Origin of the sequence: Frateuria hangzhouensis, from assembly GCF_026410505.1 — a bacterium.
Lineage (GTDB): Bacteria > Pseudomonadota > Gammaproteobacteria > Xanthomonadales > Rhodanobacteraceae > Frateuria_A > Frateuria_A hangzhouensis.
The window spans coordinates 157,414-179,277 of record NZ_JAPMIU010000007.1 but is presented as its reverse complement, the minus strand read 5'-3'; the positions used below and the strand labels follow the sequence as shown (position 1 = coordinate 179,277).

The following is a 21,864-nucleotide window of genomic DNA, read 5'->3' as shown; positions in this document are numbered from 1 at the left end:
TCAGCCCAGGCCCTGGGCCAGCCGCACGAAGCCGTAGGCCAGCAGCGCGGTGATCGGCAGGGTCAGGATCCAGGCCCACACCATGCGCTCGACCACCGACCAGCGGATTGCGTTGAAGCGCTTGGCCGCGCCCACGCCCATGATCGAGGCGGACACGTTGTGCGTGGTCGACACGGGGATGCCGAACGCCGAGGCAGTGAGGATCACCGCGGCCGAGCTGCCCTCGGCGGCAAACCCGTTGATCGGATGCAGCTTGACCATCTTGTGGCCGAGCGTCTTGATGATGCGCCAGCCGCCGCCGGCGGTACCGGCCGCCATGGTCAGCGCGCACAGCACCGCAACCCACGCCGGCACGTTGAAGCCGCCCTCGGCGGAACCGGCAATGCGCAGGAAGCCCAGCCAGGACGGCAGGTTATCGAGCTGCCCCGCCGCGGTGCCGCCGGCCAGTGCCAGCGCGATGATGCCCATGCTCTTCTGCGCGTCGTTCATGCCGTGGGCCAGGCCCATCGCGCTGGCCGAGGCGATCTGCGCCTTGCCGAAGAACGCATTGACGAACGGCGTGCGGCCCAGCCGCTGCATCCAGCCCTTGCGGTTGGCCAGCCAGGCGAACAGCGCATAGAGCGCGCCCATCAGGATGAAACCGATGATGAAGCCCGCCAGCGGCGAGACCACCATCGGCACGATCACCTTGGGGATCACGCCCTTGCCTTCCCACCAGTGGATGCTGCCCTGGGCCCAGATGACCGAGTTGAAGTTGTCGCCGCTGGCGGCGACGGCCGCGCCCACCAGCGCGCCAACCAGCGCATGGCTGGAGCTGGAGGGCAGGCCCCACCACCAGGTGATGAGATTCCACGCGGTGGCCGCCAGCAGCGCGCATATCAGGAACTGCGGCCCGGCATCGACCACCTGCGTGTCGATCAGCCCGGAGGCGATGGTCTTGGCCACCGCGGTGCCCCACAGCGCGCCGATCAGGTTGGTCACCGCTGCCAGCAGCACCGCCTGGCCGGGACTGAGCACCTTGGTCGCGACCACCGTGGCGATCGAGTTGGCGGTGTCGTGGAAACCGTTGATGTAGGTGAAGGCGAGTGCGATCAGCACCACCGCGATGACCAGGCCGAGGCTCATGAGCAGGCTCTCAGGAGTTCTTCAGCACGATCGAATAGACGATGTTGCCGACGTCGCGGCACTTGTCGATCGCCTTCTCGATCAGCTCGAACAGATCCTTGGCGAGCATCGCCTTCATCGCGTCCTGGCCTTCCAGGTACAGCGTGCGGTAGGGCGCCAGCAGCATGCGGTCGCCTTCCGATTCGAGCGCCTGCAGGCGGTCCTGCAGCTTCTTGACCGGGTCAATGCGCAAGCCGTGGCGCAGTTCGCCGATCATCTCGACCACCACGCTGACCGACTCCTCCAGCACGCACGCGCGCTGGGCGAAGTTCACGTCGGCGACGCGCTCGGCCACGATCGAATAGCGCTCGGCGAACTTCTCGATCGTCTTGGGGATCTTGTACAGCGCCGAGTTGAGCGCCTCGATGTCCTCGCGGTCCAGCGCGGTGACGAAGGTATTGACCAGCTCCTCGCTGATCTGCGCGGCCAGCGCCTTCTCGCGGGCGCGGGCGCCGGTGAAGTCGGCCATCACCGGGGCCCGATCGGTGTTCTCCAGCATCTGCCGCAGCGCCTTGGCGCTCTCGTGGGCGGCGCCGGCGCTCTGTTCGAGCAGGCCGTAGAACTTGTCGCCCTTACCGAAGATGGTCTGCAGTGAAAACATGCGTGGATGCCCGGGGGAAAATGGAGGGGAAACGACGGAATGGTACAGGAGCGCCGCGGCTTCACGCACGGCCACGTATTGTGGGCTGGCCCGTCACAAGCCTTACACTTGCCCCCATGCCTCCCCCAGAACCCCTGCCGCGATGCTGACCGATATCGCGCTCGTGATCCTGCTGTCTGTGCTCAACGGCCTTTTCGCGCTGTCGGAAATGGCCCTGATCGCCTCCCGCAAGAGCCGCCTCAAGCAGATGGCCCAGGGCAGCCGGCAGGCCCGTGTCGCCCTGCGCCACGCCGAGGCGCCGGAGCATTTCCTCTCCACCGTGCAGGTGGGCATCACGCTGGTGATGCTGGTCACCGGCGCGCTGGCCGGCGACCGCCTGGCCGAGCACTTCGCCACCTCGCTGCAGGGCAGCGCGGGGGGCTGGCTGGCGCCCTACGCGCGTGGCCTGGGCGTGGTGCTGGGCTTCGTGGTGATCTCCTACATCCAGGTGGTGATCGGCGAGTTGCTGCCCAAGCGGCTGGCGCTGTCTGCGCCCGAGCGGATCTCCTCGGTGGTGGCGGTGCCGATGCTGTTGCTGGCGCGCTTCACCCTGCCCTTCGTGTGGCTGGTCAACGCCTCCAGCGGCCTGTTGCTGCGTCTGTTCGGCGTGCGCCGCCAAGGCCAGGGGCGGGTCACCGAAGAGGAAATCCGCCTGCTGGTGGCCGAAAGCGCCGAACAGGGCGTGCTCGACGCGGACGAGCACAACATGGTCAACCGCGTGCTGCGCCTGGGCGACCGCACCGTCGACAGCGTCATGACCCCGCGCATGCGCATCGCCTGGCTGGACCACGCCGCGCCGCGCGAGGAGAACATCGCGGTGATGCGCGAGACGCCCTACTCGCGCTACCCGGTCTACCAGGGCGACGAAAGCGACGTGGTCGGCGTGCTGGAGGTCAAGAGCCTGATCGGCGAGATCGGCGGCGGCGCGCCGGAGCTGTTCCGCCAGCTCGCCAAGCCGCTGTACGTACCGGCCACGGCGCGCGCGATGGATCTGCTGGAGGAATTCCGCGATGCCGAAACGCCGATGGCGCTGGTGGTCGACGAGTACGGCGACATCGAAGGCCTGGTCACACTCAACGACCTGCTCGCCGCGGTGGTCGGCGCCAGCCAGCTTGGACACGGCGGCAACGAGGAGCACTCGCCGATCGTGCCGCGCGAGGACGGCAGCTGGCTGATCGACGGCTCGCTCTCAACCGAGGACCTGCGCGAACTGCTGCACCTTGACCGCCTGCCCGGCGAGGAGGAGCACGAATTCCGCACCGCTGCCGGCATGGTGATGACGGCGCTGGGCCACATCCCGCAAGTGGGCGAGGTGTTCGCCTGGCGCGGGATCCGTTTCGAAGTGGTGGACCTGGATGGCGCCCGCATCGACAAGCTGCTGGTGACGCCGGCGCCACGCATCGAAGCGGCCGACGACGAACAGTAGCCACGCCCCTGCGGGTCCGGTCCGGATTCGGCTTTCACACCGCCTTTGCTAGGCTTGGCCCCGATGTCTTCGCCCGAGCCCGTCCGCGTGAACGCGCCCTTGCCGGCGCCCCCGTTGCCCGTTGCGGGCTCACGCTGGGCCCTGTTCCTGGACGTGGACGGCTGCCTGCTGGAGTTCGTCGACGATCCGGACGCGGTGTTCGTCCCGCCCGGGCTGAAAGCGCTGCTGCAGACGCTCCACGATCGCCTCGACGGTGCGCTGGCGCTGGTCAGCGGGCGCGGCGTGGACAGCCTCGATCGCCTCTTTGGCGCACCCGCCTGGGCGCTTGCCGGCCTGCATGGCTACGAGCTGCGCCACGCCGATGGCCTGGTCCGCCGGATCACCGTCGACCCGGCCGACCAGGCGCGCATGCGCGCCGCGGTGCAGGCCCTGGCCGCACGGCTGGACGGCGTGCAGCTGGAAGACAAGCAGCACGCCATGGCCCTGCATTGCCGGCGCGCCCCGGACCGCCTGCCCGCTCTGCGCGAGGCGGCCGAGGCCGTGGCCGCCGGGTTGCACGGCTACGAATTGCAACCGGGCAACCTGGTGATGGAGTTCAAGCCGGCCGGCATGGACAAGGGCCGGGTCGTGGAGGAACTGATGCAGCGGCCGCCCTTCACCGGCCGCACGCCGGTCTACCTCGGCGACGACCTGACCGATGAGCACGCTTTCGCGGCGGTCAATCGCGCCGGCGGCCTGAGCGTGCGGGTCGGCTGGCGCGAGCCGACCGCAGCCCGGTTCACGCTGCCTAGCCCGGCCGCCGTCCAGGCTTGGCTGGATCGGGTGCGGGATGCGTTCGACCACGGACCAGACAATGCAAAGGGAGTTTCCATCGATGCCGACAACGGCGGAGGGCAGCCACCAACCCGCCAGCGCTGAGCTGGAGGCCACCGGCGACGACCGCACGGTCGGGCCAGGCCGCAACCGCGTCCACCCCGGGGATGGACGATGAGCCGCACCGGCAAAAAGCCGGGACGGCTGGTCGTGGTATCCAACCGCGTGGCCATGCCCAAGCAGACCGCGACCGGCGGCCTTGCCTCGGCCATGCGCGCGGCACTGCAGGAACGCGGCGGCCTGTGGTTCGGCTGGAGCGGCAAGCTCGCTTCCCGCAGCGCCGAGGAGCAGCATCATCTGGCCGATGGCCCGATCGACTACGTGACCATCGATCTGTCGCGCGCCGACCATGACGACTTCTACGCCGGCTTCGCCAATCGCACCCTGTGGCCGCTGTTCCATTACCGGCCGGACCTGGTCGATTACCAGCGCAGCCATCTGGAAGGCTATCTGCGGGTCAACGCGATTTTCGCCGACGAACTGGTCAAGCTGCTCGGCCCGGATGACATCATCTGGGCGCACGACTACCACCTGATTCCCCTGGCCGCGATGTTGCGCGAGCGCGGCGTGCGCAACCGCATCGGCTTCTTCCTGCACACGCCGTTGCCCGCCGCGGCGCTGCTGATCGCGCTGCCCAAGCACCGCGAACTGCTCGAGACGCTGGCCAGCTATGACCTGGTGGGCCTGCACACCGCGCGCGACCTGCGCGCGCTGGAGGACTACTTCCTGCACGAGGTCGGCGGCGCGATGCGCCCGGGCGGCCGCCTGCGCGCGGCCAACGGGCGCCTGTTCCGTGCCGGCGTGTTCCCGATCAGCATCGACACCGCCGAAGTGGCCGACATCGCGCGCCGCGCGGCCAGCGAGCCGGGGGTCAAGCAGCTGTTCGAGAGCCTCGACGGCCGCGCGCTGATCATCGGCGTCGACCGGCTGGATTACTCCAAGGGCCTGGCCGAGCGCTTCGGAGCTCTCGCCCACCTGCTCGAGCGCTCCCCCTCGCTGCACAGCCGGGTTACCTTGCTGCAGATCGCGCCGCCCTCGCGCGGCGCGGTGCCGGAGTACCGGTTGATCCGCCGCGAACTGGAACGCAGCGCTGGCCACATCAACGGCACGTTCGCCACGCCGGAATGGGTGCCGATCCGTTACGTGAACCAGTCCTTCCCGCACACCCTGCTGGCCGGCTATTACCGTGTGGCGCGGGTGGGCCTGGTCACGCCGCTGCGCGACGGCATGAACCTGGTGGCCAAGGAATACGTCGCCAGCCAGGATCCGAAGAACCCCGGCGTGCTGGTGCTCTCGCGCTTCGCCGGCGCCGCGCAGGAGCTGACCGAGGCGCTGCTGGTCAACCCCGCCGACACGGTCGAGGTGGCCGATGCGCTGGAGCGCGCACTGGCCATGCCGCAACGCGAGCGCATCGCGCGCTGGCGGTCGATGATGGACGTGTTGCAGCGGCATGACCTGACCGCCTGGCGCAATGCGTTCCTGCACGCGCTGACCAGTTGATCCCGCGACGATAGCGTTGAGGCTTGACGCAGGCGCTTCGACTTCGGCGCCACGCACCGCAGAAAAAGTCCCGTTCGTCGTGAGCACAGGCGAGTAGCGCCGGAGCCGAAGGGACGTTCGCCAGATCCGGGTTCACGCCGTGGGCTCCGACCCGGACTGCGCTCGCGCACCTCGCCTCCGATCGGGCTACGCTAGCCCGGTCGCCCCAGGGGAGCCCTATCGTGAAGCCACACCTCGCCGCCCGTTCCGCGCTGCTGTCCCTGCTGCTCGCCGCCAGCACCGCCCTGCCCGCCGCCGAACCGCCGCAGGCGAAGTATCCGGCCTACCCCAGCGAAACGCCGACGCAGTTCAAGCCCGTCACCGCCAGCTTCGACTACGAACGCCGCGTGGTGATGATCCCGATGCGCGACGGCGTGAAGCTGCATACCGTGATCCTGGTGCCCAAGGGAGCGGCGCACGCCGGCATCCTGCTCACCCGCACGCCCTACGACGCCGACGCGCTGACCAGCCACACCATGAGCGGCCGCCTGGCGCCCATGCTGCAGGGCTACGACAACGCCACCGACGTGATCGTCGAGGACGGCTACATCCGCGTGGTGCAGGACGTGCGCGGCAAGTACGGCTCCGAGGGCGACTACGTGATGAATCGCCCCGTGCACGGTCCGCAGAATCCCACCCCGGTCGACGATGCCACCGACACCTACGACACCATCGACTGGCTGGTGAAGCACGTCCCCGAATCCAATGGCAAGGTCGGCACGCTGGGCATTTCCTACGACGGCTTCGAGCCGCTGATGGCGCTGGTCAACCCGCACCCGGCGCTGAAGGTGTCGGTGCCGATGAACCCGATGGTCGATGGCTGGATGGGCGACGACTGGTTCCACCACGGCGCCTTCCGCCAGCAGAACATGAGTTACATCTACGAGCAGGAGGCCAGCCGCGACAACTCGATCCGCTGGTGGTCGAACTACCACGACACCTACGACATGTTCATGCACTACGGCTCGGCCGGGGCGCTGGGCACCGCCTATGGCATGGAACAGCTGGGTTTCTGGAACAAGATCGTGGCGCACCCGGCCTACGACGCCTTCTGGTCGGACCAGGCCGTCGACAAGCTGCTGGCGAAACAGCCGCTGAAGGTACCGGTGATGCTGGTGCACAGCCTGTGGGACCAGGAGGACATCTACGGCGCGCCGGCCGTCTACCGCGCGATCAAGTCCAAGGACACCGGCGGCCAGATGGTCAAGCTGGTGATGGGCCCGTGGCACCATGGCCAGGAGATTGCCGAAGGCAGCTCGCTGGGCGCGATCCGCTTCGGCAGCGATACGGCCAGGTACTTCCGCGAGCACATCCTGCGGCCGTTCCTGGCGCAGTACCTCAAGGATGGCGCGCCCAGCGCCGACCTTGCTCCGGTCACCGCCTTCCAGACCGGCACCAACCAGTGGCAGCGGCTGGACCGGTGGCCGCTCGCCTGCGAGCAGGGCTGCGCCACGGCCAGCCGCGCGCTGTACCTGGAGCCCGGCCTCAAGCTCGGCTTCGATGCACCCGCCCGCGGCGCCGCCTACGACGAGTACATCGCCGACCCGGCCCATCCGGTGCCCTACCGCGCCCGCCCGAGCCAGCCGATGGGCTACGACAACGGCCTGACCTGGTCGCAATGGCTGGTCGATGACCAGCGCGAGGCCTCCGGCCGCACCGACGTGCTGACCTACGTCTCCGAGCCGCTGACCGCGCCGCTGGCGATCGCCGGCGCGCCGGAAGTGCACCTGGTCGCCTCCACCAGCGGCACCGACAGCGACTGGGTGGTCAAGCTGATCGACGTCTATCCTGACCAGGTCGCCGAGCAGCCGGAGATGGGCGGATACCAGTTGGCTGTGGCGATGGACATTTTCCGCGGCCGCTACCGCACCGGCTTCGACAAGCCCGCGCCGCTGTCGGCCAACCGGCCGCTGGACTACCGCTTCAGCCTGCCCAACGCCAACCACGTGTTCCTGCCCGGCCACCGGCTGATGGTGCAGGTGCAGTCGAGCTGGTTCCCGCTGTACGACCGCAATCCGCAGACGTTCGTACCCAACATCTTCAACGCGAAGCCGGCCGACTACGTGAAGGCGACCCAGCGCATCTACCACGCGCCCGGAAAGGCGAGCTTCATCGCCCTCCCCGTCGTCAGCGACTGAGGTCTTCCTCCAAGAACACCTTGAAAGACAGGTCGACTTGAGGAAGAGCCTACGGTGCGGTCGGCAGCTCCTGGCCGCGATAGGAGCGATGGTGGGCCACGTCCAGCACGGCGTGGTCTTGAAAGCCTCTGCCTCCGGCCGCGGAGAGGACCGGGGTGAAAGATCGGGGCTCGCAGGGAATGTGATGAATGCGACGCCCAAGAGCTGGCTTGCCGCCCAGGAACGTCGACGCCGAACGCCGGATGGGGCTTCCCCATCGCGCCCGCTCGGTGTAGAACCGCTCCCATCGTTGCCAACGAACGACCGCCGCATGAGCGACAACCGCTTCCTGATCCGTCTGGCCGAAGACGACGACGATTTCATCCTCGGGCTGGTCCCGCGCTTCGTGGATTTCCCGCTGCCATCCTGGCGCAAGCGGCACGAATGCATCGATGGCATCCGCAAGGATCTGCTGTGCCATCTGGAGGACGGCACCGCCAACGACTTCCTGTTCGTCGCCGAGGACGACCAGGGCACGGTGGCCGGCTTCATCGAACTGCGCAAGACGCAGGATTTCTTCACCGGCCGCACCAACTGCCACGTCAACAACCTCGCCGTGGCGCCGGCCTACGAAGGCCGCGGCGTGGGCAAGGCGCTGATGGAACACGCGGAGCAATGGGCACGCGAACACCGCTGCGCGCTGGTCACGCTGGCCGTGTTCCCGGGCAACGAGCGCGCCCGCGCGATCTACGAGGCCGCCGGCTACGGCGTCGACCTGTTGCGGATGGTCAAGCCGGTGCGCTGACGCGCAGGATCCGGAGGGTCACGGCTGTCCGCCAGCCGCAGGATGGCAGATCCCCCGCAGGAGCCCTGCCATGTCCCGACTGCCCCTGACATTTGCCCTTGCCGCCTTGCTGACCGCCGCCGGTCCCGCGCGGGCCGATTGCGACCTGCTGTACGCACCGCCGCAGATCCGCGCCCGGCTGCTGGCGTTCCACCATGCCAACGAGCTTCGGCGGGCGCAGGAACGAAAAGCCCGCGATGTCGTCGTCACCCCGCAACGGCGGGCGCCCCCGCAGCTCGGGCGCAGCCCGGCCAGCGAACCGGCACGCGGCGGTGGCAAGCCCGCCTCACCGGGCTAGAAGCTGCGGCCATCCACCGGCACGCGCGGAAGCCCGGCCAGTTCCACCCCTTCCAGGCAGCGCACGTTGATCGCGGCCATGGCCGTGCCGTCGGGCGCGTTGCCCAGGCCGAACGGGGCGCAGCCGCAGGTGGGGCAGAAGCGGTGTTCGATGGCGTGCTTGTTGAAGGTATAGGTGGACATGTCCTGCTCGGGCGTGGCCAGCGCGAGTTGCTCGCGCGGCACGAACCACAGCAGGTAGCCCTTGCGGCTGCAGTGCGAGCAGTTGCAGTCGATCGCTTTGTCGAGCTCGCCTTCGACGTCGTAGGCGATGCGGCCGCAGTGGCAGCTTCCGTGGTAGCGCATGGCGGTCTCCTGGAGGACGCTCGAGTATCGTCCGGGCAGCAGCCCATGCAAAGGCCGAAAGCTTCGCCCGGCCGAGCCCTTGAGCCGGGATACGGCCGTGGAGCGGCGCAACGTCCGGTAGCCGGAGATCCCAGCCGCCACGAAAAAAAGGATGGCGCATCGCGCCATCCTTCAAGAGTGCATTACGCGGATTCCGATGCCCGCCGCCCCCGGCGGCGGGCATGGTCGCCTCAGGCCTGGGCGCTCTCGCGCTGGCCCAGGCGCTGCGCCAGGCGGTCGATGTTGGGCAGCGACAGCAGGTGCGCGTAGATCCAGCCCAGCACGCCTTCCTTGAGGAACTCGTGGGTGGTCTTCTCGTCGAGCTTGCGCAGCTTCTCCTCGTTGACCACGAACAGGCCGTTGAGGTTGATCGCGTTGCCGTCCTTCTCCAGCCGCACGTTGCGCGGCTCGAGCAGGTCGTGCTTGCGCAACTGGTCCATGAACCAGTGCGTGCGCGCCACGTGCTGCTGGAACTCGCCCAGGAAGCCGACGGCGTTGGCCAGCATCTCGCTGTCGCTACCATCGTCCTTGAACAGGCGCTCGCCCTCGTCCTGGCTGAAGCCTTCGTAGGCCTCGTCGAGGAACACGGTGAAGTCGTCGCCTTCGGTGCCAGCGGGCTTTTCCGCCAGGATGAAGGGATACCGGCGCACGAACGCCGGCACGTAGACGCCCTGTGCCCAGTGGCCGTTCTCGTCCACCAGCAGGTTCTCGTTCTGGCGCAGGCCCAGCAATGCCATCGGGCCGGCGTCTTCGATGTTCTGGCCGGCGAACAGGATCGGCACGTCGCGTGCGGCCATCGGGAACTCCGCGCCAGTCAGCGGCACCGAATGCGCGACCGCCGCGAACTTCACGCCGGACATGCTCTTCAGGCGCAGGTCCTTGTGCTGGGTGCGGTTGAGCGGCACCGGGCGCTCGTAGAAAAGTACTTCAGCCACGTCTCTTACCTCTGCCCCGCCGTGCCGGGGTCGCCGCCACTGGCTCCCCCTCCCAAACCCGGCGTCGGGTTGCGAACCTGTGACTATATCAGCGCCTGCCCCGCCCGGGCGAATGGCCGCCGCGGGAACCGATCTGCCAAGCGCGTCAAATGCTTACCGCGCGCGGCACGGCACAGTTGGGCTATGCTGGACCCGACGAGCGCATCGCTGCCCCGCCTCTGCCCGCATTCTCACGAACTGGCTGAAGGAATCCGCATGCTGATGGAAGTGCCGCGCCCGGATCTGAACGCGACCCGGGTGCTGTCGCTGGACGCCGCCGGCCGGATCCTCGACTGGATCAGCTGGCAGGACGCCGTTTGCCTCTACGTCCGCGAAGCGGTGGCCTGGACCCTGGGCGACCCCTGCCTGACCGTGCACGGCGGCCACAATCGCGCGCGCGGCGAGCGCAGCAAGCTGGACCTGCACCCGATCGTGGCCAGCACCGGCCACTGCCGGGACCACGCCATCGACCCGGCGCCGGCGCTGACCAATACCGCGCTGTTCGCCCGCGACCGCCATTTGTGCCTGTACTGCGGCAACCAGTTTTCCCGCGGCGAGCTGACCCGCGACCACGTCGAACCGGTCTCGCGCGGCGGCAAGGACGAATGGGAGAACGTGGTCAGCGCCTGCCTCAACTGCAACCTGAAGAAGTCCAACCGCACGCCGCAGCAGGCGCACATGCCGCTGCTGGCGGTACCATACCGGCCCAGTTGGGTGGAACACCTGATTCTGTCCAACCGCAACATCCTGGCCGACCAGATGGAGTTCCTGGTCAGCCACTTGCCGCGCGATCGCCGCCGGGCGATGGGCTGAAAGGCCGGCCTCCCTGCCGACAGCCCTCAGGCTTTCTCTTCCTTGTCCTTCTCCCCGGCCTCGGCGCCTTCCGCCTCGGCGTGATCGGCGCTGGCCTTGGCCAGCTCGCGGTCGATCTCCTTGACCTCCTCGCAGGCCTCGTCCGACTCGTCCTCCCGACGGGCGCGGGAACCGGCGCGGCGGCTCTGGCGCGCCTCCTCTTCCTTGTTGTGGGCCAGCTTGCGGTAGTTCTCGCGGATGCGCTCGAGCGCCTCCTCGTCGAGGTTGTCCACGTCCAGGATGGCGTTGTGCGAACGGCTGGTGCGGATAAGTTCGTCCAGCTTGATCTGCAGGGCGGCGCTGTCGCGGTTCTGGCTGTTCTGGATCAGGAACACCATCAGGAAGGTGACGATCGTGGTGCCGGTATTGATCACCAGCTGCCAGGTATCGTTGAAGCCGAACATCGGCCCGGTGACAGCCCAGACGATGATGACGAGCGCGGCGAGGAGAAAGGCTGCCGGCCTGCCCGCGTGGCGGGCGGTCGCCTCGGCGAAGTTGCGGAAGGCCTTCGACAATGTGGACATGGGTGGCGTCCCAGGAGACGAACTGGGCTTCAGCTTGCGCAGCAATCTGTATGCCCGGCGTGCATGCGGCCCGCAGCCGTTCACGTCGCCGCCCTTGCCCCGCCCTTCGGCTGGGCCAACAATAGGCGGATGATCGACGTTTCCCGCTACCCCCACCTGGCCCGCATCGACGCGCCGGCCGACCTTCGCCGCGTATCCGACGCCGAGTTGCCCGCGGTGGCCGACGAACTGCGCCAGTACCTGATCGAATCAGTTGCCAGTTCCGGCGGCCACTTCGGCGCAGGCCTGGGCGTGGTCGAGCTGACCGTGGCGCTGCATCACGTGTTCGACACGCCGCGCGACCGCCTGGTGTGGGACGTCGGCCACCAGTGCTACCCGCACAAGATCCTCACCGGCCGGCGCGACCGCATCACGTCGATCAAGAAAAAGGGCGGCCTGGCGCCGTTCCCGCGGCGCGAGGAAAGCGAATACGACACCTTCGGCGTCGGCCATTCGTCGACCTCCATCTCGGCCGCGCTGGGCATGGCCATCGCCGCGCAGCGCAAGGGCGACGACCGCAAGGTGGTGGCGGTGATCGGCGACGGCGCGATGACCGCCGGCATGGCCTTCGAGGCGCTCAACCACGGCGGCGACGTCGAGCCGAACATGCTGGTGGTGCTCAACGACAACGGCATGTCGATCAGCGAGAACGTCGGCGCGATGACCAAGATGATGGCCCGCGCCATGGCCAGCCGCCGCCTCAACGCCGTGCGCGAGCGGGCCAAGAAGGCGATTCCGCGGCAATCGTTCTTCGGCCGCTTCTTCAAGAACTGGGAGGAGCATGCCAAGGGCATGTTCCTGCCCTCGACGATGTTCGAGGAGCTCGGTTTCCACTATACCGGCCCGATCGACGGCCACGACATCCCGGCGCTGCTGCGCGCGCTGCGTACGGTCAAGAGCCTGCCAGGCCCGCAGTTGCTGCACGTGATCACCACCAAGGGCAAGGGCTACGCCCCGGCCGAGCAGGCGCAGATCGAATACCACGCGGTCGGTCCGTTCGATCCGGTCGCCGGCCTGGTCAAGAAAGGTGCTCCGGCCAAACCCACCTATACGGACATCTTCGGCGACTGGCTGTGCGACATGGCCGCCGCCGACGAAAGGCTGCTGGGCATCACGCCGGCGATGCGCGAAGGCTCCGGCCTGGTGCGTTTCTCGAAGGAATACCCGCAGCGCTACTTCGACGTGGCCATCGCCGAGCAGCACGCGGTGACGCTGGCCGCCGGCATGGCCTGCGAGGGCGCCAAGCCGGTGGTGGCGATCTACTCCACCTTCCTGCAGCGCGCCTACGACCAGGCGATCCACGACGTGGCGCTGCAGAACCTGGATGTGACCTTCGCGATCGACCGTGCCGGCGTGGTCGGCCCGGACGGCGCCACCCACGCGGGCAGCTTCGATCTGTCGTTCCTGCGCTGCCTGCCGAACATGCTGATCATGGCGCCGGCCGACGAGAACGAATGCCGGATGATGCTCAGCACCGGCTTCGGCTACGCCGGTCCCGCGGCGATCCGGTACCCGCGGGGCACCGGCCCCGGCGCCGCCGTGCGCAAGGAACTGGACACGCTGCCGATCGGCAAGGCCGAACTGCGCCGGCGCGGGCATGGCCTGGCCATTCTCTGCTTCGGCGCCATGCTTTCGCCCGCCGCGGTGGTGGCCGCCGAACTGGACGCCACGCTGGTCAACATGCGTTTCATCAAGCCGCTGGACGAGGCGATGATCCTTGAGATGGCCCGGACGCACGACGCCTTCGTGACGCTGGAGGACAACGCGATCGCCGGTGGCGCCGGTTCCGGCGTGGCCGAGTGCCTGGCCGCGCATGGCATCGTCAAACCGGTGCTGCACCTGGGCCTGCCGGACGCCTATCTGGAGCACGGCAGCCGCGACGAAGTGCTCTCCATGGCCGGCCTGGACCTTCCCGGCATCCGCAACGCGATCCGCGCGCGGTTCCCGCAGTTGGCGAACGTCGCGGCCAACGCGGGCTGACGGCGGCCGCGCCCAAGGGTGCTCCTGCAAGGGCGTTCGCCACGCGGTAGGAGCGCACTCGTGCGCGACCGCGGATCGTCTTCGGGAACCCTTGCGATCCGTACATCGGCCACTGCGGCTGACGCGGGAGCGCGGCGTGTGGCGGCCTCGAAATAACTCTACAAGCTTCCGACGACACTGTAGAGCCCACTTGTGGGCGATGCTTTGGCAGTGCGGTCAGGCATAAGAGCAACGCCCACAAGTAGCTCCTGCAAAAAGCATCGCGCCGCCGTCAGGCGGCCCGACCACCACTCACCCGGTCGCGCTGCTCCAGGTCTCGCGCCGTGAATATCTCGCGGTAGCCGGCCGCCTCGAGCAACCCGCGCGCCGCCGCGCCCTGGTCCCAGCCGTGCTCGAACAACAGCCATCCGTCGGCCGCCAGATGCGCCCGCGCACCACCCGCGATGCGCCGGATGTCGTCCAAGCCGTCGCCGCCCGAAGCCAGCGCGCTGGCCGGTTCGAAGCGCAGGTCGCCCTGGCCCAGGTGCGGATCGTCCGCCGCGATGTAGGGCGGGTTGGAGACGATGAGGTCGAAACGCTCGCCCGTCAGCGCATCGAACCAGTCGCTCTCGGCGAACGCCACGCTGCGCAGCTGGTTGGTGCCGGCGTTGCGCCGTGCGACCGCCAACGCCGCGGCACTGGCATCGGTGGCGAGCACGCGCGCGTGCGGACATTCGCGCGCGATCGCCAGCGCGACCGCGCCGCTGCCGGTGCCCAGGTCAACCACGCGCGGCGAGCCGTCCTGTGGCAATCGCGCCAGCGCCAGCTCGACCAGCAACTCGGTTTCCGGGCGCGGGATCAGCGTGGCCGGCGTCACTTCCAGCTCCAGCGTCCAGAAGCCGCGCCGGCCGGTGAGATAAGCCACCGGCTCTCCGGCCGCGCGGCGTTCCACCAGCGCAGCGAACGCCGAAGCGCCGGCCGGATCGACCGCGTCGTCGGCGTGCGCGATCAGCCAACTGCGCGGCTTGCCCAGAGCGTGCGCCAGCAGGATGTCCGCCTCGACGCGGTCGCCCAGGCGGGCGATGGCGGCGGCGCGCAGTTGGCGCAGGTCAGGCATCGGGTGGCGTCTCCGTGGCGGTGGGCAGTTGCGGCGGCATCGCCGGCTGTGGCTTGTCGCGACGCCAGTACCCATCGCGCGACCAGGCCTCGAAACCCCACCGCAGCCAGCCGATCAGCGCGTTGGCCAGCCACAGCGCCCAGGCCAGCATGGCCAGTTTGTAGGTCCACAGCGGCAGGCTGAACACACCGGCGCGCGGGAGCGCGTCGGCGCTGCGGTCGGCGAACCAGCGCAGTTGCGCGGCGCTGGAGCCCATGCCGGCGATGTGCATGTCCGGCTGCCCGAGCAGGCCGCCGGGGACGGCGGCCACCAACACCGCCAGCGCGACCGCCGTCAGCAGCACCAGACCGACCTGCATCAGGTCGAACACGCCAGTGCGCCACGCGGTGGTGGCCGCGCGCGCGCGCAGGCCGAGCAGGACCAGCCAGACCACCACCACGGCGTAGGCGCTCCAGGCGAAGGCGGAGAAGCCCAGCCCCAGCAGCAGCCAGTGCCCGAAGCGCAGTGGCGTCGGCGCATAGCGCGAAAGCAGCCAGGCGGCGATCAGCAGCACGATCAGCTGCGCCCAGTACAGCACCGCCGGGCCGGCCCCCGGACCCCAGGTCCACAGCACCCAGCGGTCTTGCGGCAGTTGCAGGATCAGGTCGATGTTGGCCGCCGGCGCGTGCAGTGCGACGGCCGGCGAACGGGTGTGCAGCGCGGCGCCGCCAGTCTCGCGCAGGCGCAACTCATAGCGATGCGTGCCCGGCAGCAGCGGCAGCGATACCGTGCCGTTGCGTATGGCCAGTGGCAGGCGTTCGCTGTCGCGGCTGGCCTGCAGCAGTTCGGCGCCGGCCGGCAAGCCTAGCGCGTGCTCGCCGCCGCGGGTGCTGCGCGCGTCCAGCACCAACGTGGTTTCGGTCGCGCGTTCGCCGGTGGCGCTGCGCACGTTCACGCTGTCGAAGGCCAGGGTGCCCCCGGCGACCGCGGGCGGCTGGGTGATCGCCAGCGAAAGCTGCTCGGCTGGCAGTGGCTGGAAACGCAGCCCGTCGCCGTCGCTGGCCGGCACGCCATGGGTCTCGACGTGCCACATCGGCGCGGCGTCGATCTCCCAGACCTCGGCGCGCTCGCCCAGCGCGGGTGCGGTCAGATGCAGTTCGGGCGCGCGGTCGAGCCGGCTGCTCCAGCCGATGCTGTCCGTGCCGGCGTTGAAGGCGAGCTGGATGTGGCCGTCGCGCACCGGCGCGTCGGCGCCCAGCGGATGCTCGCCCGGCAGCAGCGGTAGCGCGACGCTGAAACCGCCGGTCTGCGGCGCGATGCGCTCGACCTCGTTCCACACCGTCCATTCGTTGCCCAGCACGAGGCGGCGGGTGAGCCGCACGTAGGGTGGGAAGTCCTGCGCGGGCGTGGCGGTTTCGCCGTCGGCAGCGATGCGCTGGCGATCGAAGGCGAGGCTGTCGCCGAGCAGGCGATCGGCGTCCAGTCCATCGGCGGCCCAGCCCTCGGCCTGCACCGTGACCCGCTGCGGCGCCAGGGCGAAGCGCAGGCGCGCGCTGTCGGTGCCATCAAGCCGGTAGCGTAATGCCAGTTCGTGCACGCCCGGCTCCAGCCGCAGCCAGAGTTGATCGCCGCCGCGTCGCGCCAGCACGGCCGGACGGCCGTCGACCGTCACCGCAAGCAGCGGCAGCGAGGTGTCCGGCAGCGGCAGCGCCACGATGGCGCCGGCATGCGCCTGCAGGGCGAGATCGAGCGTGTCGCCCGCCAGCACGGCGCGCGCCTGCGGCAGGCTCGCGCAGGACGGCGCGCAGACGGGCGCCTCGACCAGCCGGTCGCGCAGCTGGTCGAGCAGCGTCTGGCTCGGCATCGCCTGGGCGTGGACATGCCACGGCATCAGCGCCAGTGCCAGCAACGCCGCCGCGGCAGCGCCCCGTCCACGCTGCTGTCGCCCACGCCAGGGCGCCAGCAGCGCAGGCAGCAAACGCGCCAGCAAGGCGGCCAGTAGCGCGACCATCAGTACGCGCAGCAGGCTCACCAACCAGGCCGGGGCGATCACCAGGCGCAAGGTCTGTTGTGGCGTGACCGGGCCGGACCAGCCGAGGTGGTAGCTACTTCCCAGGCGCCAGCCGGGCGTGCCCGTGCCGGCCTGGATCAAGCTGCGACCTTCCATCGAAGGATGGCTTGAAGCCGGCACGCCGATGCCCCGCGCGCCTGGGGCGAACGGAGGTCTTATCGACGGCTCGGGGCTGACGGCGCCCGAGCCGTTGACGGCCGATGGAGCGACGGAAGGAAGGGATTGGACGGTCGCCACCATGTCCTGCGGCGGGGCCATGGGCGCCGGCGGAGGCGGGGGCGGTGGACCCACGGGCGCGGCTTCCCGCACCGGCGCGTACAACGTCTTACCCGCGTGCGTCCCGACCGGTTGCAGTTGGGGATGCAAGGCATATTGCAGTTGCGCAGCGAGGAACGGCAACGTCAGCAGTGCGACCAGTGCAAAGGCCGCCAGCGCCGCGACATTGGCGACGCGGCGCAGGCGGCCTTCCGGCAACGCGCGCAGCAGCAGCGCCAGGGCAAGCAGTAACGCCAGCGTCCAGCGCGGCGCGCCCGCCTCGTGCTGCGCCAGCGCGAGGAAACCGGCGGCCAGCAGCGCCCACGGCCAGCCGAGCAGGCGGCCGGCCAGCAGTGCGATCAGCGCCACCCCGAACACGTCCAGCAGGCTCCACTGCGCCAGCCATGAATCGGGCGAGCGGTCCGCGCCTGGGGCGCCAAGCAGGCGATAGCCGGGCGGCAACTGCAGGGTCGCGTCGATGCGTTCCAGCGGCACGTTCCAGCCGGTGACCGGCATGGCACCGTTCGCACGCACGCGCAGGCCGGCGCCCAGGTCGAGCTTTTCGCTGCGTACTTCCACGCCGCTGCGGCCGTCCTTGCCGCGGCTGACCACCAGGGGTTCGCCGTCCTGTGCCGCGCGCTCCAGCTGCCAGGACGCGCCCACTTCCAGGCGCTGACGGTGCAATTCACCCTGCAGGCGATCGTCCACCCCCAGGTGCTTACCGTCGAAGTCCAGCCACAGCCGCCGCGACAGGCGCAGGCGATCGTCCTGCCCTGCCCCGCGCTCGCCCGGCTGCACGGTGAGCGCGGCGCCGGTGCCCATCACGAACGCCGGCAGTTCGCGCCAAGCCCGGGGCACGCCCGCCTGAGCCGCGTCGATGGCGGCGCCTTCGGCGTGGCTGCTGCGCAGGTCCGGTTGATCGGCGTAGCTCCAGATTTCCTGTTTTGGCCACGGAGCGGGCGGCAGCTCGATGGCGATGCGCGCGAGCGGGGCGGTGGCGCGCGCGTCGAGGGGGATGGTCCAGCGGCCGGGCTTGAGCTGCACGCGCAGGCGACCGTCGCTTTCCAGCCGCGCGGGCAGTTCGCCATCCAGGGCGGTGGCGACGAAGCCGGCCGGCAGCACCGGGCCCAGCAGCTGTTCGCGGGCGCTGCCGGTGACATCGAAGCGCAGCTGCGTCTGCAAGGTCGGCGGCAGGCCGTCGGCCAATCGGCGATCGACGCGCAGCGACAATGCATCGGCCACGCGCTGGGCGGCGGCGGCTTCGCCGAGGGTCAGCTGCTCGCCGTCGCGCTGGACCCGCGCGACCGGTTTGCCGTCCAGCACGAGGTCGACCAGGCCGATCGCGTCGGGCACGTGCAGGCGCGCCGGTCGCGCCTGCCAGGGCAGCTGGCCCTGCAGGCGGTGGTCGCCGGGCGACACGCGTACCATTGGCTGATCGTTCCGCTCCAGCACCACGGCCGGCTGGCCATCGAGTTGCACCTTTGCAGGCCAGCTGCGCGCGTCGCCCGGCAAGGCGATCCATGAAGGGGCATCGGCGTGCGCGTCGAGGGTGAATCGTCCGCCGTCCGCATCGGCGTTCAGCGTGAGCCGACCGGGCCAGGCGCACTGCCAGGCCTCGCCCTGGCCAGGGGAATCCACCAGTCGCGGGCAGGCATGCGCCGGCACGTCGTGCAGCACCCAGTCCTGCCAGTCGCGTAGCGGCGGCGGCACTTGCTGTGCGCATGCCGGCGCGGCCAACAGCAAACCCAGCACCCACCACCATCCCGATCGAGCCCGCATGCGTCTCTCCCTGTTCGCCCAGAGGGGCGCGGCACAGTTTAGGTGGAACGTGAAGGGCGCGTGGGGTGTGTGCCTAATCAGGGGGCGACTGGTTTGGGGCGCACACTTGCGACAACGATGGCGATCGGGTGCCTTCATTGGGTACGGCGCGGTAAAGCGAGATTCCCCGCAAGCCTTGGCCCCTCACCCACCCCTCACCCCGGAGGGAGAGGGCTCACGTGCGCCGCTCTGAGCAGCGCTCCAAAGAAAAAAACGCCGGGCGTTGCCGCCCGGCGTTTGCTTGCTGGCCTTCGGGCCGTGGCTTCAGTGCAGGATCGCCTCCGGATCCTGCTTGTCCTTCAACGCAGCGCACAGCACGGTCTGCTCGGCAGTCTGCGCGAGGCCGCGTTCGGCGCCGGTGACATCCTTGGCGCGGGTCTTGAAGAACGCCTGCAGGCGATCGGCTTCGGCCTGCGAGCAGCCGCCGCCGCCCATCAGGCTCGGCAGGCGGCCGCCGGCGAAGCTGCCGGTGCGGGCGACGATCTGGTCGTAGTGGCCGACGGCCCACTTCCACATTGCGTCACGCTGGGTGCGCGTCTCGCGGCTGCCGCGCAGCAGGGCGGCCATTTCGCCGACCTTGACCTGCTTGTTCAGCGCGAAGTTGCGCACCTGCTCGGCCAGGGCCGGATCCTCGACCGCGCTCAAACCCGACAGCATGGCGTTGCGCTGGGCCGGGTCCGAGGTCTTGGGCAGCTCGGCGATGAGCGCATCGACCGCGCTCTTGCCATGCTCCTGAACCGCCACCGCCAGCGCGCTGTCGAGCAGGTCCGGATCGGCCGCATCGAGCTTCAGGTGCCCATCGGCCTTGCGCTTGAGCGCGGCGTCGCCCTGCTTGAGCAGTTCGGCGCGAACCTGCGGCAGCTTGACGTCGAGCGCCAGGAATCCGGCCAGCGTGCTGCGCAGCAGGGAGTCGCCATCGGGCTCGCCCGCCTTGCGGTGATAGCCCAGCAGTTCCATGCGCGGCAGGTACGCCGATTTGGCCCAGGCGTCGAGCGCGTTGCGCTGGGCGTCGGTGCTGGCCAGGTGGCGGTTGATCCACGCGAAGCTGCTCATCGGCGCCGTGGCTACTTCACGCACGCGCGAGGCGGTCAGCGGCTTGAGCGCGGCCAGCAGGTCGCCCGCGTCGATGTCGCCGTGGTGGAAACTCGCCTCGGCCGCGTCGGCGTAGGCCAGCTGTTCGGCGTCGGTCAGGTGGCTGATCTGGTCGCCCAGCCGCGCCAGGTCGTTCTTGTCCATGCTGAAGCGGTAATAGCCGCTGGCGTTGGCGTTGGGCATGACCCAGGTGCCGGCGCTGGCGCCCGGCAGCGCAAGGGTGCCGTGGGTTTTTTCCAGCAGTTCGCAGTTGACCTTGCTGCCGTCGGCGGTGCCGTAGCGCACGCACACCGGCACGCCCCAGACGTGGTTGGCGTTGCCCTTGCTGCCGATCGGCAGGTAGCGGCTCTGGCTCAGCTTGAGTACGGTCTGGCCGTCCTTCTGCATCAGCTGGGTCTGCACGTAGGGCACGCCGGGCTGGTTGAGGAAGCTCTTGAACGCCTGCTTGAAGTTCTCGCCCTTGTCGGCCGCCTTGGCGATCGAGTCCACCAGGTCGTCGGCGGTAGCGGTGCTGAACTTGTGGTCCTGGATGTACTGGCGCATGCCGTTGCGGAAGGTCTTCTCGCCCACGTAGCCCTCGAACATGCCGAGTACGCCGGCGCCCTTCTGGTAGGTGATCGAGTCGAACGCGGTGGCGATGTCGCCGTTGCCGGTGATCGGCTGGCGAATCTTGCGCGCGGTGACCAGGCTGTCGTTGTCCATGGCATACTGCGCACCGCGCACGCGGTCGAGGTCCGCGCGGTATTCCGGATGCACCTTCATGGTCACCTTCTGCTGCATCCAGGTGGCGAAGGCCTCGTTGAGCCAGATGTCGTTCCACCATGCGGTGGTCACAGTGTCGCCGGTCCACTGGTGGGCCAGCTCGTGCGCATTGACGTTGAACGAGCTGCGCACGTACCGCGCCGGGGAATCGGGATCGAGCAGCAGCAGCCAGTCGCGGAAGGTGACCAGGCCGGCGTTTTCCATCGCGCCGGCGGCGAAGTCCGGCGCGGCGAGCAGGTCGAGTTTGTCCCACGGATAGCCGAAGGCGTAGTAGTCCTCCAGCGCGTGGATGATGCTCGGCGTCTCCGACAGCACGTGCTGCATGCGATGGCCCTCGCCCTTGGCGGCGATGCCACGCAGCTGCAACGGGGTGGCGCGGTAGGCGTCGGGCGAAATGTCCGGGCCGGCGACGATGTCCCACGGGCCCACGCCGAAGGCGACCAGATAGGTCGGCAGCGGCTTGGTGGTGGAGAAGGTCAGCGTCTTCCAGCCGTCGCCAGCGGGAACTTCCTTGACCTGCTTGGTGTTGGCGACGCCCTCTTCGTTTTGGGGAATGGTCAGGCTGATGTCGAACGGCGTCTTGAAGTCCGGCTCGTCGAAACCGGGGAAGGCGTAGCGCGCGCTGATGGGCTCCATCTGCGTCATCGCATAGGGCACGCCTTCATGGCTGACCTTGTACAGGCCCTGCAACTGCATGTTGAGCGGCGCGGTGTAGTCGAAACGCAGGGTCAGCTCCTGCGGCTTGAGCGTCTCGCCGAAGTCGACCCGCACCACACCTTCCTTCGGTGCCGCCTCGACGTACTTGGCGGTGTGCGTCTTGCCGGCCGCATCGGTCACGCTGACCTTGGAGACCTCGAGGTCCTGGCCATGCAGCCAGATATGGTCGGAAGCCTGCTTGAGTTCGACCTTGATCGTGGTGGCGCCGGAGAACTGCTTCTGCGCCGGATCGACCTTGAACGACAGCGAATAGGACTCCGGCACCGCCCAGCGCGGCAGCTTGCCGTGCGGCACCTGGTCGACGGTAGCGGCGAAGGCGGCGCCGCAACAGGCGGCGAGCGCGGTGAGCACGAGCGGTTTGACGAGACGACGCATGGTTTGGTTTCCCCAGGGGACTGTGAAGACATTCCGAAGCTAGGCG

General features: G+C 69.1%; 16 protein-coding genes. 8 read left to right on the top strand and 8 right to left on the bottom strand.

Going from position 1 to position 21,864, the window contains the following annotated elements; all coding sequences use genetic code 11:
- Together OSC30_RS09840 and OSC30_RS09835 are read right to left on the bottom strand one after the other, a co-directional pair.
- The gene (locus OSC30_RS09840; RefSeq protein ID WP_267171666.1) at positions 1-1,125 is read right to left on the bottom strand and encodes an inorganic phosphate transporter; all 1,125 of its coding nucleotides are present in this window, start codon (positions 1,123-1,125) and stop codon (positions 1-3) included.
- 10 nt (positions 1,126-1,135) lie between these two features.
- On the bottom strand, positions 1,136-1,765 hold the full coding sequence (locus OSC30_RS09835) for a DUF47 domain-containing protein (protein ID WP_267171665.1): 630 nt from the start codon (positions 1,763-1,765) through the stop codon (positions 1,136-1,138).
- A 142-nt stretch (positions 1,766-1,907) separates the two neighbouring features.
- Between OSC30_RS09835 and OSC30_RS09830 the strand changes: the two genes are divergently transcribed.
- The 6 genes from OSC30_RS09830 (at position 1,908) to OSC30_RS09805 (ending at position 8,901) form a co-directional block, all read left to right on the top strand.
- The gene (locus OSC30_RS09830; protein ID WP_267171664.1) at positions 1,908-3,230 is read left to right on the top strand and encodes a hemolysin family protein; all 1,323 of its coding nucleotides are present in this window, start codon (positions 1,908-1,910) and stop codon (positions 3,228-3,230) included.
- 63 nt (positions 3,231-3,293) lie between these two features.
- Positions 3,294-4,148 carry a trehalose-phosphatase gene (gene otsB, locus OSC30_RS09825; protein ID WP_267171663.1) on the top strand — a complete coding sequence of 285 codons (855 nt, stop codon included), beginning with the start codon at positions 3,294-3,296 and terminating at the stop codon, positions 4,146-4,148.
- 69 nt (positions 4,149-4,217) lie between these two features.
- Positions 4,218-5,603: an alpha,alpha-trehalose-phosphate synthase (UDP-forming) gene (gene otsA / locus OSC30_RS09820; protein ID WP_267171662.1), complete on the top strand. Its 1,386-nt coding sequence runs from the start codon at positions 4,218-4,220 to the stop codon at positions 5,601-5,603.
- Positions 5,604-5,824: 221 nt separating this feature from the next.
- Positions 5,825-7,780 (top strand): CocE/NonD family hydrolase, encoded by a 1,956-nt coding sequence (locus OSC30_RS09815; RefSeq protein ID WP_267171661.1) that lies wholly within the window; start codon positions 5,825-5,827, stop codon positions 7,778-7,780.
- 310 nt (positions 7,781-8,090) lie between these two features.
- Positions 8,091-8,564 (top strand): GNAT family N-acetyltransferase, encoded by a 474-nt coding sequence (locus OSC30_RS09810; RefSeq protein ID WP_267171660.1) that lies wholly within the window; start codon positions 8,091-8,093, stop codon positions 8,562-8,564.
- Positions 8,565-8,634: 70 nt separating this feature from the next.
- The gene (locus OSC30_RS09805) at positions 8,635-8,901 is read left to right on the top strand and encodes a hypothetical protein (RefSeq protein WP_267171659.1); all 267 of its coding nucleotides are present in this window, start codon (positions 8,635-8,637) and stop codon (positions 8,899-8,901) included.
- On the opposite strand, the gene OSC30_RS09800 is transcribed toward OSC30_RS09805, so the two are convergent.
- Positions 8,898-9,245 (bottom strand): GFA family protein, encoded by a 348-nt coding sequence (locus OSC30_RS09800; RefSeq protein ID WP_267171658.1) that lies wholly within the window; start codon positions 9,243-9,245, stop codon positions 8,898-8,900. The genes OSC30_RS09805 and OSC30_RS09800 overlap by 4 nt on opposite strands.
- A 230-nt stretch (positions 9,246-9,475) precedes the next feature.
- Positions 9,476-10,219 (bottom strand): SapC family protein, encoded by a 744-nt coding sequence (locus tag OSC30_RS09795; RefSeq protein ID WP_267171657.1) that lies wholly within the window; start codon positions 10,217-10,219, stop codon positions 9,476-9,478.
- 255 nt (positions 10,220-10,474) lie between these two features.
- On the opposite strand from OSC30_RS09795, the gene OSC30_RS09790 reads away from it, so the two are divergent.
- Positions 10,475-11,071, top strand: coding sequence for an HNH endonuclease (locus OSC30_RS09790; protein WP_267171656.1), 597 nt, complete (start codon positions 10,475-10,477; stop codon positions 11,069-11,071).
- Positions 11,072-11,097: 26 nt separating this feature from the next.
- Here OSC30_RS09790 and OSC30_RS09785 read toward each other — a convergent pair whose 3' ends face one another.
- Positions 11,098-11,634: a low affinity iron permease family protein gene (locus tag OSC30_RS09785; protein ID WP_267171655.1), complete on the bottom strand. Its 537-nt coding sequence runs from the start codon at positions 11,632-11,634 to the stop codon at positions 11,098-11,100.
- A gap of 129 nt (positions 11,635-11,763) precedes the next feature.
- Here OSC30_RS09785 and dxs point away from each other — a divergent pair, with 129 nt between their 5' ends.
- Positions 11,764-13,653 (top strand): 1-deoxy-D-xylulose-5-phosphate synthase, encoded by a 1,890-nt coding sequence (dxs, locus tag OSC30_RS09780; RefSeq protein ID WP_267171654.1) that lies wholly within the window; start codon positions 11,764-11,766, stop codon positions 13,651-13,653.
- A 271-nt stretch (positions 13,654-13,924) separates the two neighbouring features.
- Here the strand turns inward: dxs and prmC are convergent, their stop codons facing one another.
- The 3 genes from prmC to OSC30_RS09765 all read right to left on the bottom strand — a co-directional run bounded on the left by prmC (position 13,925) and on the right by OSC30_RS09765 (position 21,818).
- Positions 13,925-14,749 (bottom strand): peptide chain release factor N(5)-glutamine methyltransferase, encoded by an 825-nt coding sequence (gene prmC / locus OSC30_RS09775; protein WP_267171653.1) that lies wholly within the window; start codon positions 14,747-14,749, stop codon positions 13,925-13,927.
- Positions 14,742-18,833, bottom strand: a complete 4,092-nt coding sequence (locus OSC30_RS09770) for a hypothetical protein (protein ID WP_267171652.1) — start codon at positions 18,831-18,833, stop codon at positions 14,742-14,744. Before OSC30_RS09770 ends, prmC begins: the two co-directional genes overlap by 8 nt.
- 303 nt (positions 18,834-19,136) lie before the next feature.
- Complete coding sequence (locus OSC30_RS09765) at positions 19,137-21,818, bottom strand: M1 family metallopeptidase (protein WP_267171651.1); 2,682 nt, start codon at positions 21,816-21,818, stop codon at positions 19,137-19,139.
- Between the last annotated feature and the right edge of the window lie 46 nt (positions 21,819-21,864).